The organism is Kocuria sp. NBRC 114282 (assembly GCF_030268385.1).
Classification (GTDB): Bacteria; Actinomycetota; Actinomycetes; order Actinomycetales; family Micrococcaceae; genus Kocuria; species Kocuria palustris.
The window spans coordinates 537228-551868 of the sequence record NZ_BSQO01000002.1 but is presented as its reverse complement, the minus strand read 5'-3'; the positions used below and the strand labels follow the sequence as shown (position 1 = coordinate 551868).

Genomic DNA, 14641 nt, shown 5'->3' with positions numbered 1-14641 from the left:
CCGCATGGTGACGCTGAACCAGTACACCCCGACCGCCCATTCCCGCATCCTGGGCCTGGGCGCCTCCCGACCGGATGTCACCGTCACGAACGACGACATCTGCCAGTGGATCGAGTCCTCGGACGAGTGGATCCGACAGCGCACCGGCATCGTCACCCGCCACCGCGCCGATGAGTCCACCAGCGCTCTGGACATGGCCCTGGAGGCCTCGCGCGAGGCGCTCGAGGCGGCCGGGATCCAGGGCTCGCAGCTCTCCGCGGTGCTCGTCGCCTCGGTCTCGTATCCGTACCAGACCCCGTCCATGGCCGCCGTGCTGGCCGATCAGCTGGGCGCCACGCCCGCTGCGGCGTTCGACGTCTCGGCGGCCTGCGCCGGATACTGCTACGGCATCGCCCAGGCCGACGCCCTGATCCGCTCGGGCATGTCCGAGCACGTGCTGGTCGTGGGCGTGGAGAAGCTCTCCGACGTCATCGACAACGGCGAGCGCTCGATCAGCTTCCTGCTCGGCGACGGCGCCGGCGCGGCCGTCGTGGGCCCCTCGCAGACGCCCGGGATCGCCCCCACCGTGTGGGGCTCGGACGGCTCCAAGGCCGAGGCCATCCGCATGACGCACCCGCTGACGGATCTGCGCCTGATCGATCAGGGGCAGCCGCGGCCCTTCCGCGCCGATCTGGCGGACAAGGAGACCGGCGAGATGCCGGCCGACGCCCCGCTGTCGCCGACCCTGCGCCAGGACGGGCAGACCGTGTTCCGCTGGGCCTCCTTCGAGGTCGCCAAGCGGGTCACGCAGGCGCTCGAAGCTGCCGGGATCGGACCCGAGGATCTGGGCGCCTTCATCCCGCACCAGGCCAACATGCGGATCATCGACCAGATGGCCAAGGTGCTGAAGCTGCCCGAGTCGGTCGTCATCGCCCGCGACATCGCCGATGCCGGCAACACGTCGGCGGCCTCCGTGCCGCTGGCCGCCCACCGCCTGCTCAAGGAGCACCCGGAGCTGTCCGGCAAGCCCGCCCTGCAGGTCGGATTCGGCGCCGGACTCGTGTTCGCCGCCCAGGTGGTGATCCTGCCCTGAGCCGTCCGCCGCAGGCCTCGTGCCTGCAGCCAGCGGCTCCCCCGCCTTCCGATCCGCAAGCGGCCGACGACCTCCTCCCGATGAGGCAGTCGTTCGAGGATCGGGCTCCACGCTCAGCGGCCAGCCCGCCCGTAGAGTTGAGACCGCAGTGACAACGTAGATCGCCGGGTTCGCACCGCGAGCCGGAGATCACCGGTCGGCGACCGCCGACCGACGCGATTGGGAACGGCCCTCTCGAGGGCCAGACGAAAGGAAGACAGCATGGCGAGCAAGGAAGAGATCCTGGCAGGTCTGGCCGAGATCGTGAACGAGGAGACCGGCCTGGAGACCGAGGCCGTCCAGCTCGACAAGAACTTCACCGAGGACCTGGACATCGACTCCATCTCGATGATGACCATCGTCGTGAACTGCGAGGAGAAGTTCGAGGTGACCATCCCGGACGAGGAGGTCAAGAACCTCAAGACCGTTCAGGACGCCGTCGACTTCATCGACAACGCCCAGGGCTGATCGGCCCACCGGAACCGCAGGCCGAGCGCGCCGCCGCCCCGTCGTGCCACGGCACGACGCAGGCGGCGCGCCGGCCGCGGACTCCCGGCCCCTCCACCCCTGAGATCAGGAAGCAGCAGCGCACATGACCCGTAAAGCAGTAGTCACCGGACTCGGAGCCACCACGCCCATCGGCGGCACCGTCCCCGAGCTGTGGCGCAACGCCCTGGCCGGAGTCTCCGGTGTCTCCGCGATCGACGCCGAGTGGCTCGAGCTCTACCCCACGAGCTCGCGCATCGCCGCCTCCGTCTCGACCCCCGCCTCCGAGGTGCTCTCCCGCGTGGAGGCCAAGCGCCTGGATCCGTCGGGGCAGCTGTCCCTGATCTCCGCCCGCGAGGCCTGGGCCGACGCCGGCTTCTCCGGCGCCGACGCCGAGCTCTCCGATGAGGTCGATCCCGAGCGCCTGGCCGTCGTGTTCGGCACGGGCATCGGCGGCGCCTGGACCCTGCTCGATGCCTGGGACACCATGCGCGAGCGCGGTGTCCGACGCGTCATGCCCATGACCGTCCCCATGCTCATGCCCAACGGCAACTCCGCCACGATCGGCATGGCTCTGAAGGCCCGCGCAGCCGCCATCACCAGCGTCTCCGCCTGCGCCTCCGGCACCGAGTCCTTCTACCAGGGGCTCATGCTCATCCAGACCGGCAAGGCCGACGTCGTCGTCGTCGGCGGCGCCGAGTCTGCCAACCACCCCGTGAACTTCGCGGCTTTCGGCGCCATGCAGGCGCTGTCCACCCGCAACGACGAGCCCGAGCGCGCCTCCCGTCCGTACGACATCGACCGCGACGGCTTCGTCATGGCCGAGGGCGCCGGTGCGGTGGTCATCGAGTCCGAGGAGTTCGCCAAGGCCCGCGGCGCCCGCATCTACTGCGAGCTCGCAGGCGCTGGCCTGAGCGCCGACGCCCACCACATCACGGCCCCCGACGACACCGGAGCCGGTGCGGCCCGCGCTGTGCGAGAGGCGCTGCGCGAGGGGGATATCGCCCCCGAGGACGTCATCCACGTCAACGCGCACGCGACCTCCACCCCCAAGGGCGACCTCCCGGAGGCCACCGCCATGCGGGCGGCGCTGGGCGATGCGATCGACGGCATCCCCGTCTCGGCGACCAAGTCCATGACCGGGCACATGCTCGGCGGCTCCGGCGCCGTGGAGGCGATCCTCACGATCAAGGCGCTCACCGAGCGCACCGCGCCGCGGACCATCAACCTGGACAACCAGGATCCCGCGATCGATCTCGACGTCGTGACCGAGACGCGTGAGCTGCGCTCCGGCGACGCGGCGGCCCTGTCCAACTCGTTCGGCTTCGGCGGTCACAACGCCGTGGTGGCCTTCCGCTCCGTCTGAGTCGGCTTCTGCTGCCGGGACGATGCCCGGAAAGCATCGACGGCCCCGCACCTCGAGGTGCGGGGCCGCAGTCGTTCCGGGCCGCAGTCGTCGAGTGACCTTGCAGCGCGATTCAGCGGTGCTCACTCATTCGAGTGGTGCGGCAGTGTGCGTCCGACGCCCCGAACGCACATTCCGACGCCCCTCGATTCGGGTCCTCACACGCAGGCCCAGCTCGATAGTGGGGAGGCGGAGGGGCTGCTCGTTTCGGGTGAGGGATCAGCGGCCAGGCGTCAGGTCCCGCAGAACAGGCCCGCGAGGCCCGGGACTTTCAGGAGACCCGGTGGAGCCAGCGGACGGGGGCGCCCTCGGCGGCGAGGCGGAACGGCTCGAGCTCCTCGTCCCAGGCCTCGCCCAGAGCCAGCGAGAGCTCGTTGACCACCAGGGCGGGGTTGCCGTGGGAGTTCTCGAAGGCGTAGCGGATGCGGTCCTCGCAGACCACCACGTTGCCGGCGGCGTCGGTGGTGGCGTGGAAGACGCCCAGGTCAGGGGTGAAGGACCAGCGGGATCCGTCGCCTCCGGGCGAGGGCTCCTCGGTGATCTCGAAGCGGATCTTCCCAAGCGTTCGCAGGGCAGAGGCCATCAGCGCGCCGGTCCCGGCCGGTCCGGCCCAGGTGAGCTCGGCGCGCAGAGTACCGGGCTCCGCCTCCTGGGCGGTCCAGTCCAGTGCGGTGCGACCCCGCGCGAGCGCCTCGAGCGCCCACTGGATATGAGGGCACAGCGCCTGCGGGGCGGAGTGGATGTGAAGCACTCCCCGCGTGATCGTGGTCGACATGACGTGTCCCTCCGACGTGTAGGTGCGTCTTCCCCAACGACCTTCACGAGTTCCAGAAGCGACAAGGACCCTTCAGCCCGCGTCTGCCGATGCGGTCCGATCGGAGAGGATTCGAGGCCTCCGGGATCGTCCCGCGATGAAATTTTCTGTCCTGCGGCGCCCCACCGAGCTGATGGATTCGAGGTCATCAGACAGAGGAGCAGTCTCATCCTTCTCGATCGATGACTCTGCCGTCAACTCGGCGGCGAAGTGTACGACGGACTCCGACGTCATAAGGACGTCGATGATACCGCGCTTCAGCTCCGCGAGGGGCTCAGGCCCGGGGATGCGCCTGCTGGAAGGCGGCCCCCAGCCGGTCGACCGAGACGTGCGTGTAGATCTGGGTGGTCGACACGGACTCGTGGCCGAGCAGCTCCTGGACGCTGCGCAGGTCGGCGCCGCCGTCGAGCAGGTGGGTGGCCGCTGAGTGCCGCAGCGCGTGGGGGCCCCGGGCGGCAACGTCCGGGCGGGCCGCGAGCTCCCGATCGACGACCTCGCGGATCTGCCGGGTGCCCAGACGACCTCCTCGGGAGCCGAGCAGCAGAGCCGGGCCGCTGGCCGGGGAGCTCAGCTCAGCGCGCCGGCTCAGCCATCGCTCGAGCGCGGCATCGGCCGGCGCGCCGTACGGGACGACGCGCTGCTTGTCGCCCTTGCCGGTCACTCGCAGGGTCCGGCGCTGCCGATCCAGGTCATCGACATCCAGGCCGGACAGTTCCGCGACGCGGACGCCGGTGGCCCACAGCAGCTCGACGATCACCAGGTCGCGGGAGGCCAGCGCCCGGTCCCGCTCCGAGGACTTCGCGTCCTGGGCTCGGGCGGCGAGATCGTCGAGGATCGCCTGCAGGTCGCTGGCGCCCACGACCTCGGGCAGGTGGGAGCCGCGCCGAGGCGCCTTCAGGCGCAGGGTCGGATCTGAAGGCGTGCGCCCGGTCGCGGTGGTCCACCCGAAGAAGGTGCGCAGGGCGGAGGTGCGACGAGCCAGCGTCGACGCCGAGGCCCCGCGCGCATGCAGCTCGGCCAGCCAGCCGCGCAGCACGCTCAGGTCGATCTGCTCCACCGCAGCTTCCCGACGACGGGCCCACGCCAGCAGGAGCTCGAGATCGGCCGTGTACGCCGTGATGGTGGCCTCGCTGCGCGAGCGCTCGAGGCGCAGGTGCTCGCCGAACTGCGCGAGCAGCCGGGACTCGGCCTCGGTGGAGTCGTCAGCCGCTGAGTCGTGCGGTGCGTCGGGGGGCGGACCGGCGTGGGACATGCCTCCGATCCTATGACGGTGCAGGCCGGCCTATCGGATCCTCGGCCTGCGCCACAGGCCGTCGCGCTCCAGGGCCAGGCCGTCGCGCTCGAGGCGGCGCAGGGCACCGAGCAGGAGGCGCACCGGCAGCCCGGTGGCGGAGACCAGGGCGTCGATGCTCGCACCGCTGCGCACGGGCAGGGCATCGGCGAGCATGCGGTCCTGCTGGCTGAGCCCGTCGAAGATCTGCAGCTGCTCGGCCGGTGCGGACTCGGCGACTGCTCCCAGGGGTTCCAGCAGGGACAGGACCTCCTCGACGTCGCTGACCAGGACCGCCGCGCCCTCTCGGATGAGGCGATGGCACCCGGCCGAGGCGGCCGAGTGGATGCTTCCGGGCACGGCACCGACCGGTTTGGAGAGCTGGTCCGCGTGATGCGCGGTGTTCTGCGCCCCGGAGCGCCATCGCGACTCCGTCAGCACGGTCGCCGCCGACAGCGCCGCGATCAGCCTATTGCGGTCCAGGAACCGGTAGCGCGCCGGCATGGTCCCCGGTGGCGACTCGGAGACCACCGTGCCCTCCGCGCACACCCGCTCGAGCAGCTCCTGGTTCCCGCGCGGGTACAGCCGGTCGACGCCGCCGGCCATCACGGCGACCGTGGGGACGGGACCGACCCCTGTGGCCAGAGCAGCTCGGTGCGCCGCCTCATCCACCCCATAGGCTCCGCCGGACACGATCGTGCGACCGCGCGCGGCCAGGGCCCCCGCCAGATCGAAGGTGATGCTGCGCCCGTAGCTGGTGACGTCGCGGGAGCCGACGATGGCCACAGCATCGCCCGGCCATCGGCCCAGCGCGGTGCGTCGCCCTCGGCCCCACAGAGCCACCGGCGACTGCAGGCCGAGCTGGTCGAGCTGCGCCGGCCAGTCATCGTCCTCGGGAACGCACAGCCACCCGCCGACGTCCTCCAGGGCGCGCCGATCGGCATCCGTGTCCACGACCGAGGCCCGTGCCTTCCAGCGCTGCGCTGCCGTGGCCATGCTCCCGCCCACCGCTTCCGGGACGCGCTGCATCGCCTGAGTCAGGGCGAGGCTCTCCTCGGCGCTCAGGCGGCGTCCGCTGGACACGATCTCCCAGGAGACGACGGGTCCCAGGGCCTTGATCAGCACATGGCCGATCGCATCCCGCGGCTCGATCACGCGGGACAGGCCCGCCCGCGCTCGGCGGATGAGCTGCTGGTCCTCGAGGGTCATGGCGATCTCCTGATCCGGTGCATGGAGGGGCGGTTCACGCCAGGGAGCTGGCGCGGAAGTGCAGGGCGGTGTCGACGTCGTCGGCGGTGGGGCCGTCGCGAGCCTCCAGGTCGGCCAGCGTCCAGGCCACGCGCAGCACCCGGTGCATGCCGCGGGCGGTCAGCGCACCGCGCTCCATCTCCCGCTCGAGACCCGCCATCACGGACGCGGCGCTGCGCAGGGGCCCGCTGAGCAGGGAGGACGTGAGCTCCGCATTGGTGCGCAGCCCGTGAGGTCGCAGCCGCTCGGCCTGGACGGCACGAGCTGCGGCCACTCGGCGCGCCACGTCTGCGCTGGACTCCCCCGTCTGCCCGGCCGTGAGCTCGGCATAGCTGAGCGCCGGAACCTGCAGCCGCAGATCCACCCGGTCCAGCAGCGGACCCGACAGCTTCCCGAAGTACGCCCGGCGCTGGGCCGGCGTGCACCGGCAGTCCTCGCCCTTGCCGCTCGAGCGTCCGCACGGACACGGGTTGGCCGCCAGGACGAGCTGGAAGCGCGCGGGATAGGTGGCGCTGGCGCTCGAGCGGTCGATCCGCACGTCACCGGTCTCCAGGGGCTGGCGCAGGGCGTCGAGCACGCCGCGGTCGAACTCGGGCGCCTCGTCCAGGAACAGCACCCCGCGATGCGCCCGGGACACCGCCCCGGGCCGGGGAATGCCGGAGCCTCCGCCCAGCAGTGCTGCGGCCGAGGTCGAGTGGTGCGGAGCCTCGAACGGCGGGCGGCGGATCAGCCGCCGCCTGGGCCCCACCAGCGTCTCCAGCGACCGCACGGCGGTCACCTCGGTGGCCGCCTCATCGTCCAGCTCCGGCAGGATGCTCGGCAGACGGGAGGCCAGCATGGACTTGCCCGCCCCCGGCGGTCCGGTCAGCAGCAGGTGCAGGGATCCGGCCGCTGCGATCTCCAGTGCCATGCGTGCTTCCGCCTGACCGGCCACATCGCACAGGTCGGGAAGCGGTGCCTCCTCCTCGTCTGCGACGCCGACCGAGGTGTCGGCCTGGCTGGCTGGCCTGCGAAGCGGCCGCGGATCCGCGCCGAACTCGGCGGCGGCATCGGCCAGGCAGTCATAGGCGCGCACCTGGGCCCCGGTCACGAGCGCGGCCTCCTCCGCGTTGGCCGTGGCGACGACGATCCGGTCATAGCCGGCGCGCACCGCTGCCAGCACGGCGGGAAGCACCCCGCGCACGGGTCGCAGCGCTCCGTCCAGGGAGACCTCCGCCAGGTAGACCACACCGGGCGGGGCTGCGAGCTGTCCGTCGGCCTGCAGCGCGGCCATGGCGATCGCCAGGTCGAAGCCGCTGCCGCGCTTGGGCAGCGTGGCAGGGGAGAGGTTCACGGTGATGCGCCGCGGGCTCAGGGGGATCCCGGCATTCCGGGCGGCCGAGCGCACGCGGTCGCGGGATTCCTGGACCGAGGCATCCGGCAGTCCCAGGATGGTGAACGCCGGGATCTGCGAGCCGATGTCCGCCTCGACCTCCACGACCGTGCCCTCCAGCCCGATCAGTGCCACCGACAGGCTGCGCGCGTAGCCCGGACCGCTCATGCTGACCCCCTCCGATGCCCCGGACCTCCCGGGTGGCCTCAGGGTGGGTCACTGACCGGCTCGTCGGATCTCGACCGAGCCGATGCAGGAGGGCTCGTCCCGGAGGCGGCAGAAGCATCAGCCTGTGGAGCCGCGACGCCCGCGCGGTTCCACCTCCCGGCATCCGGCCGGGTCTCCGCCCTCCGGTCGCCGGCATCCGGTGCCCGGCCGCGGCGGCGAGGATCCTCCCCGGCTCGTCGCCGGCAGCTCGGGCTCCGCAGATGCTGGTCGCGCCCGGGTGCCGCGGCTCAGTGCAGCCCCGCGCGGTGCTCCAGCCGGACCCGCTCGTGTTCCGGGCCGCCGAGCAGCAGCACGGCGATCACATCCACTCGCCGAGCGGCCGTCCAGCCCCGCTCGCCCGCCCAGGCCGCAAGCAGAAGGTGCAGCCGCCGCAGCCTGATCTCATCGACCGCCTCGAACGGATGGCCATAGTAGGTGCCGCGCCGCGTCTTGACCTCCACGCCCACGAGCACGGCCTCACACTGCACGATCAGGTCCAGCTCCCCGCGCACGCCGTGGTGCGTCGGCCGGGCACGCCAGTTGCGCTCCAGCACCTGGGCCCCGCGACGCACCAGGAAGGCCTCGGCCAGCCGCTCCCCCTGCTCCCCCAGCTGCAGCCTCGATCCGCTGCCCTCCTTCGGCATGAGCTCCCCCGTCCGTCGTCGTCCCTTGGGGCCCAGGATGACGACACCCGCACGGGCGGACCAGAGCCGCCCTGCGGCTGTGGACGAGGTTCAGCTCGGAAGACCGAGCTTCCAGCTGCGCCGGTGGTGCTCGGTGACCCCGCGCTCGAGCAGGGCCGCTCGGTGCGCGGCGGCGCCGTAGCCCTTGTTGCGCGCCCATCCGTAGGCCGGGTGCTCGGCATCCAGAGCCTGCATCAGGGCGTCCCGCTCCACCTTGGCCAGCACGGAGGCACCGGCGATCGAGGCGCAGGTCATATCGCCCTTGACCTGTGTGCGCACCGGACCGTCCCATGCAGGGGCCGCATCCGAGTCTGCGGCCAGCGCCAGCAGGTCGCTCGGCGGGCTGAGCCAGTCATGGGAGCCGTCGAGCAGCACGAGGTCCGGCTGCGCCGTCGGGTCCAGGTCCTCCAGCGCCCGTCGTCCGGCCAGGCGAAGAGCCCCGACGATCCCCAGCGCGTCGATCTCCGACGGCGAGGCCATGCCCACCGCCGAGCCGACGGCCCACGAGCGGATCTGCGGCACCAGCTCCTGGCGCACGGCCGGGCGCAGCAGCTTGGAGTCGCGCACGGCGCTCGGCGCCCCGGGCGTCGAAGCGGAGACGACCGCCACGCCGACGGCCACCGGACCGGCCAGCGCCCCGCGACCCACCTCGTCCATGCCCGCGATCCGTGCGCCGGCGGGAAGAGCCTCGAGCAAGGAGCGCTCGAGCTCGAGTGTGGGGGCCGCGCTCACCGCCACGGCGGCTGGGGGCCGAGGGCTGCGGCCCGGGACTCGTCGTAGACCCAGGTGCCGTCCGGCAGCGGCCCCATGCGATCCAGCGGCCAGCCGACGACGAACGCGGTTCCCTCGACCCGGTCGTGGCTCACGAAAGCCTGATCGGTGTTGAGCACATCGCGGGAGTCGTGCGAGACGGAGCGGTAGTCGCCCAGCACGAAGTACTGATCATCCGGGACGATGACGTCGAACTCGATGTCGGAGGCGATCTCACCGGGGTGCAGGTAGGCCTCGGCCTCGTCGATCGGAACCTCGTTGACCATGATCCGCCCCTGGGCGTCGCAGCAGGAGACCCGGTCGCCGCCGACCCCGACCACCCGCTTGACGTCGTGGTCCAGCGAGCGATCTGGGGACAGCCCGAAGAAGGACAGGGTCTGCTGCACGGGATTGGCCTCGCGTCGGTCCACGGGGCTCGCCGGGTCGCCGTCGAGGCGCCGGAACACGATGACCTCACCGCGATCAGCACCGGAGACCGTCAGATCCAGCACGTTGGCGAACACCCGGTCCCCTGGCCGCAGCGTCGGCTCCATGGCCTCATCGGTGACCAGATATCCGCTGACCAGCACGTGCTGGGACACGAACGTCATCAGCAGGCCGGCCATCACCACAGTCGCGACATCGCGGGCCGACTGCATGCCGCGGCTGCGCTCGGGCTGCGACGCATCCGCGCCTCGCACGCGGCGACCGGTGCGCCTGCGGCGCATGGGCACGCCGTCCGAGCGCACCGCAGGAGCGTCCCTCAGGCCCTCCCACTGGGCGGGCGCCGAGACCTCCGCCTTCTCCTGCTCGGGAGGCGATGAATGCGACGACGGCGAGCCGGTCATCAGGACGGGTCGGGGACGTCGGCGAAGGTGTCGGAGGGGTTCGACAGCCAGGTCCACCGATCGATAGGCCACAGGATCGAGAAGGCCGAGCCCACCACGTCGTCGTGGCTGACGAACTCGGTGCCCTGCTCGATGTGGTACCGGGAATCGGCGGAGGCCGAGCGATGGTCGCCGAGCACGAAGTAGCTGTCCTCCGGGACGGTGACCTCGAACGGGATCTCCGAGGGCTCGTCGCCCTCGTACAGGTAGGGCTCGTCCAGCTCCTGCCCGTTGACCGTGATCCTGCCGTCTGCGGAGCAGCAGGTGACGGTGTCGCCCTCGGTGCCGATGACGCGCTTGATCAGATACTGCTTGGAGCGATCGGGCGCCAGCCCCACGAACTCGAGGCCCTGGCGCACAGGGTTCGAGGAGGTCTCGGCGGCCGGCAGCCAGCCCTGGGTGTCCTCGAAGACGGCGATGTCCCCGCGCTCGAGCGGTCCCGCCCACGGCTCGGCGACGTTCACGCCGATCTTGTCCTGCAGCTGCAGCGTGTTCTCCATGGACCCGGAGGGGATGTAGAAGAGCCGGAACAGGAACGTCTTGAGCAGGAAGGAGATGATCAGGACCACCAGGATCGTGACCAGGATCTCCTTGAGCATGCCGCCCGACGAGCCGCTCTTCTGCGCCTTCTCGGGGGTGCTCGACGCGGGCTGATCGCTCACAGGCAGTGCTTCCTTCCGGACAGGGGCCGCAGCGCGGTTCGCCGCGCGTCGGTCGATGGATCAGGGGAGGTCCCGACCGGGGGGCCAGACGACGGCCACCGGTGTCCCGAGCACTCTATCCGCCCGGACCAGGCCTCCGCCCGGTGCGCCGAGCAGTGACCGGGAATCCACGGAGACCGATCGGTGATCGCCCAGCAGCCACAGGCGTCCGTCCGGCACGACGACCTCGAACTCGGTCTCGCTGGGGGCATCGCCCGGGAACAGGTAGGGCTCCTCGAGCGGCTCCCCGTTGACCGTGAGGCGGCCGTCGGCAGCGCAGCAGGCCACGGTGTCGCCGGGCACCCCGATCACTCGCTTGACGAAGATGTCGTCCGTCGGTCGGATCCCCGCCCAGCTGGCCAGCCGCTGACCCGCCTCCACCAGGGGCGGGTCAGCGTCGACGGGGGCGAACGACCCGCGTCCGTCGAAGATCACGAGGTCCCCGCGCTGCAGCTGCGAGGCATCGACCATCTGATCGGAGAGGATCCGGTCCCCCGGCTCGATCGTGGGCTGCATGGACTGCGAGCCGACGTAGTAGATGTCGAGCACCCACGTGCGCACGCCGATCAGCACGACGAGCGCGGCGATCACCGCCACGAGCACCAGCCGCCAGCCGCGGCTCCAGCGCTCGAGCAGGGACGTCCGCTGCGGATCGGAGGGACCCTGAGACGACGAGGACCCGGCCGGAGCCGGGTCCTCGTGCGTGCTGCGCTCAGCCAATCGATCGGCTCCCCGCGACGGCCCCGCCCCGAGGGGCGCGGCATGCCATGGGGAGGGTGATCAACGCTTCTCGCGGATGCGAGCAGCCTTGCCGTGGCGATCGCGCATGTAGTACAGCTTGGCCCGGCGGACGTCGCCGCGGGTCAGGACCTCGATCTTGTCGATCACCGGCGAGTGCACCGGGAAGGTGCGCTCCACGCCGACGCCGAAGGAGACCTTGCGGACCGTGAAGGTCTCGCGGACGCCCTGGCCCTGACGGCCCACGACGAAGCCCTTGAACACCTGCACACGAGAGCGATTGCCCTCGATGATGTTGACGTGCACGTTCAGGGTGTCGCCCGGCCAGAACTCGGGGATGTCGCTGCGCAGCGACTTGGCATCGAGATCATCAAGGATGTTCATAATGCTTCTCCTGGCGGACACCGCAGGTCGCCCGCGTGAGGTCTTCGGCACAGCGCTGGCCCTGACGGGCATCCCGTGGGCTTCGCGTGCCGCGAGTCGTGTGCTTGCCGCCGATCTCCATGGAGGGATCAGGCGGTGCGTGCGCTGTTGAGGTCGCTCTTCCCCCTGCGGCAGGGGCGTGCCCAGCGCACACGCGAGCGACCATTATGCCACAGCGGGCCGCCGAACTCACACTGCGCGGCCCGGGGATTCACTGCGCGGCCCCCGGCTCCCAGCCCAGCTCCTGGAGCACCGCGAGGTCGTGCTTGTCGAGGGTCTCCGGATCCAGCTGCTCGAGAAGGTCAGGACGCCGAGCGGCCGTGCGCCGCAGCTGCTCGTCCCGTCGCCAGCGCGAGATCTTGGCGTGATGGCCCGAGAGCAGGACCTCGGGGATGGGCCGATCCCGCCACAGGGCTGGCTTGGTGTAGACGGGGTACTCGAGCAGCCCGTCCGAGTGCGACTCCTCCACGAGGGACTCCGGGTTGCCGATCACCCCGGGCACCAGGCGGGCGATGGCCTCGACCATGGCCAGCACGGCGACCTCTCCCCCGTTCAGGACGTAGTCGCCCAGGGACATCGGCCGGACCTCGAAGCGCTCGTGCGCCCAGTCGAGCACGCGCTCGTCGATCCCCTCGTAGCGTCCGCACGCGAAGACCAGGTGCTCGCGTCCGGCCAGCTCGTAGGCGGTCGACTGTCGGAAGACCTCCCCCGCCGGAGACGGCACGACCAGCACGGGACGCGGCCGCTCGACCTGGCCCGCGTCCGATGACTCCAGGACGCCCTCGAGCGCGCGCGCCCACGGCTCGGGCTGCATGACCATGCCCGCCCCGCCGCCGTAGGGCGTGTCATCGACGGTGCGGTGCCGGTCGGTGGTGACCTCCCGCAGGTCGGTGACCGTCAGGTCCAGGAGGCCGTCGCGCCGGGCCTTGCCGATCAGCGACAGGTCGAGCGCGGCCAGGTACTCCGGGAAGATGCTGATGACGTCGAGCTTCACGGGCGCTGGTCCTGGGTGTGCCCGGGAAGCTCGACACCGCTGAGATCGGCCGGCTCGCCGGTCTCGGCAGCGCGTTCGGCGGCCTCGCCCTCGGTGCCCTGCGATGCCTCCAGATCCAGCAGACCGGGCGGCGGGTCGATGACCACGCGCGCCGCGTCGGGGTCGACCTCGAGCACGATCTGCTCGACGAACGGCACCAGGCCCTCCTGCCCGTCCGCCAGCTCGAGCTCGAGCAGGTCCTGGGCCGGCAGAGTCCGCAGCCCGGTGACTCTGCCGACCGCGGCGGGCTCGCGCCCCTCGGCCTCGGCGCGCTCCAGCTCGGCGGCCAGCACGACGTCCAGTCCGAGCAGCTCGTGCTCGTACCAGGCGTCGTCGTCCTGGTCGTCGTCCTCGGACTCGGCCCACAGGCGGGACTCGCGCAGCAGCTCCGCGGCATTGCGGTCCTTCACGGAGGTGAAGCCGAGCACCATGACCGACTTGTTCCACCGGGCCGAGGAGATCTCGAGGGTCCCGGTCGGCGCGAGTCGGGCCGCCCGGTCGGTGGCGGCCTCGAGCTGCAGGACGGCGCCGGGCGCGCAGCGCCCCTGGGGATCGTCGGTGAACAGCTGGACGGTGACTTCGCCGCGGATGCCGTGCGGCTTGCCGATGCGGGCGACCTGGACCTTCACGCAGTGCTCCTTGCGCACGGGATGCCCGTGCTGATGGTTCGTGGCCCCTCGCTGAGGAGGGGGCGGGATGACGACGGCCCCCGCGCCCTTGCGGGACACGGGGGCCGTGTTCGGTGCACGATCGCTCGTGCCGGATCCGTGCGGACCCTCTCGCCTCAGCGTCGGCGGTCGGTGTCGACCACGTCGACCCGCACGCCCTCGGACTCGGACAGGGCGCTGATCACGGTGCGCAGCGAAGCCGCCGTGCGGCCGTGGCGCCCGATCACGCGACCGAGGTCATCCGGATGCACGCGCACCTCGAGGGACTCGCCGCGTCGACCGTTCTTGGCGGTGACGTCGACGTCCTCGGGGTTGTCCACGATGCCGCGGACCAGGTGCTCCAACGCGTCGGCGAGCATGATCACTCGGCCTTCTCGGCCTCAGCCTCGGCGGTCTCAGCCGGAGCATCCTCGGACTCGGCGGAGTCCTCGGTCTTCTCGGCCTTGGGGGTGATCGCCTCGGGGATGATCACGGAGCCCTTGTCCTCGGCCACGAAGGCGGCCTTGGACTCCGGCTGCTGCAGGGTGCCCTCGGCGCCCGGCAGGCCCTTGAACTTCTGCCAGTCGCCGGTCACCTTGAGCAGGGCCAGGACGGTCTCCGACGGCTGAGCGCCGACGCCGAGCCAGTACTGCACGCGCTCAGAGGTGATGCGGATGAGCGAGGGGTTCTCGGTCGGCTGGTAGATGCCGACCTCCTCGATCACGCGACCATCGCGCTTCTTGCGGGAATCCACGACGACCACGCGGTAGCGGGGATCGCGGATCTTGCCCATGCGCTTCAGACGAATCTTGACTGCCACTTGTGCAATCTCTCCTTGGTATTCAGGTACGGGTGCACCGGTCACG

The 14641-nt window shown here is 71.3% G+C and carries 17 protein-coding genes; 3 read left to right on the top strand and 14 right to left on the bottom strand.

What is annotated here, in order from left to right; translation table 11 throughout:
* The first annotated feature begins 4 nt into the window (after positions 1-4).
* From QSJ40_RS06175 to QSJ40_RS06165, 3 genes are all read left to right on the top strand, one after another.
* Positions 5-1072, top strand: a complete 1068-nt coding sequence (locus QSJ40_RS06175; RefSeq protein ID WP_006215099.1) for a beta-ketoacyl-ACP synthase III — start codon at positions 5-7, stop codon at positions 1070-1072.
* Between the two features lie 261 nt (positions 1073-1333).
* Complete coding sequence (locus QSJ40_RS06170) at positions 1334-1579, top strand: acyl carrier protein (protein WP_006215098.1); 246 nt, start codon at positions 1334-1336, stop codon at positions 1577-1579.
* Between the two features lie 124 nt (positions 1580-1703).
* Positions 1704-2963 carry a beta-ketoacyl-[acyl-carrier-protein] synthase family protein gene (locus QSJ40_RS06165; RefSeq protein ID WP_006215097.1) on the top strand — a complete coding sequence of 420 codons (1260 nt, stop codon included), beginning with the start codon at positions 1704-1706 and terminating at the stop codon, positions 2961-2963.
* A gap of 310 nt (positions 2964-3273) precedes the next feature.
* Here QSJ40_RS06165 and QSJ40_RS06160 read toward each other — a convergent pair whose 3' ends face one another.
* The 14 genes from QSJ40_RS06160 to rpsP all read right to left on the bottom strand — a co-directional run bounded on the left by QSJ40_RS06160 (position 3274) and on the right by rpsP (position 14595).
* Positions 3274-3777: a DUF3145 domain-containing protein gene (locus tag QSJ40_RS06160; protein WP_006215096.1), complete on the bottom strand. Its 504-nt coding sequence runs from the start codon at positions 3775-3777 to the stop codon at positions 3274-3276.
* Between the two features lie 313 nt (positions 3778-4090).
* Entirely contained in the window at positions 4091-5068 is a 978-nt protein-coding gene (locus QSJ40_RS06155) for a tyrosine recombinase XerC (RefSeq protein ID WP_006215095.1), read from the bottom strand.
* A 30-nt stretch (positions 5069-5098) separates the two neighbouring features.
* Positions 5099-6295 (bottom strand): DNA-processing protein DprA, encoded by a 1197-nt coding sequence (gene dprA, locus QSJ40_RS06150; protein WP_006215094.1) that lies wholly within the window; start codon positions 6293-6295, stop codon positions 5099-5101.
* Positions 6296-6329: 34 nt separating this feature from the next.
* Positions 6330-7874 carry a YifB family Mg chelatase-like AAA ATPase gene (locus tag QSJ40_RS06145; protein WP_006215093.1) on the bottom strand — a complete coding sequence of 515 codons (1545 nt, stop codon included), beginning with the start codon at positions 7872-7874 and terminating at the stop codon, positions 6330-6332.
* 287 nt (positions 7875-8161) lie between these two features.
* On the bottom strand, positions 8162-8557 hold the full coding sequence (locus tag QSJ40_RS06140; protein WP_006215092.1) for a YraN family protein: 396 nt from the start codon (positions 8555-8557) through the stop codon (positions 8162-8164).
* A gap of 90 nt (positions 8558-8647) precedes the next feature.
* The gene (gene rnhB, locus QSJ40_RS06135) at positions 8648-9328 is read right to left on the bottom strand and encodes a ribonuclease HII (protein WP_051990481.1); all 681 of its coding nucleotides are present in this window, start codon (positions 9326-9328) and stop codon (positions 8648-8650) included.
* Entirely contained in the window at positions 9325-10194 is an 870-nt protein-coding gene (lepB, locus tag QSJ40_RS06130) for a signal peptidase I (RefSeq protein ID WP_006215090.1), read from the bottom strand. Before lepB (QSJ40_RS06130) ends, rnhB begins: the two co-directional genes overlap by 4 nt.
* A complete protein-coding gene (gene lepB, locus QSJ40_RS06125; RefSeq protein WP_006215089.1) occupies positions 10194-10895 on the bottom strand; it encodes a signal peptidase I in 702 nt (233 codons plus the stop codon). Before lepB (QSJ40_RS06125) ends, lepB (QSJ40_RS06130) begins: the two co-directional genes overlap by 1 nt.
* Positions 10896-10955: 60 nt before the next feature.
* Complete coding sequence (gene lepB, locus QSJ40_RS06120) at positions 10956-11654, bottom strand: signal peptidase I (RefSeq protein WP_006215088.1); 699 nt, start codon at positions 11652-11654, stop codon at positions 10956-10958.
* A 60-nt stretch (positions 11655-11714) separates the two neighbouring features.
* Positions 11715-12056: a 50S ribosomal protein L19 gene (gene rplS, locus QSJ40_RS06115; RefSeq protein ID WP_006215087.1), complete on the bottom strand. Its 342-nt coding sequence runs from the start codon at positions 12054-12056 to the stop codon at positions 11715-11717.
* 250 nt (positions 12057-12306) lie between these two features.
* Positions 12307-13089, bottom strand: a complete 783-nt coding sequence (gene trmD, locus QSJ40_RS06110) for a tRNA (guanosine(37)-N1)-methyltransferase TrmD (RefSeq protein ID WP_006215086.1) — start codon at positions 13087-13089, stop codon at positions 12307-12309.
* The gene (rimM, locus tag QSJ40_RS06105) at positions 13086-13757 is read right to left on the bottom strand and encodes a ribosome maturation factor RimM (RefSeq protein WP_006215085.1); all 672 of its coding nucleotides are present in this window, start codon (positions 13755-13757) and stop codon (positions 13086-13088) included. Before rimM ends, trmD begins: the two co-directional genes overlap by 4 nt.
* A 155-nt stretch (positions 13758-13912) precedes the next feature.
* Complete coding sequence (locus tag QSJ40_RS06100; protein ID WP_040561204.1) at positions 13913-14155, bottom strand: RNA-binding protein; 243 nt, start codon at positions 14153-14155, stop codon at positions 13913-13915.
* 2 nt (positions 14156-14157) lie between these two features.
* Entirely contained in the window at positions 14158-14595 is a 438-nt protein-coding gene (gene rpsP, locus QSJ40_RS06095; protein WP_006215083.1) for a 30S ribosomal protein S16, read from the bottom strand.
* Positions 14596-14641 lie beyond the last annotated feature (46 nt).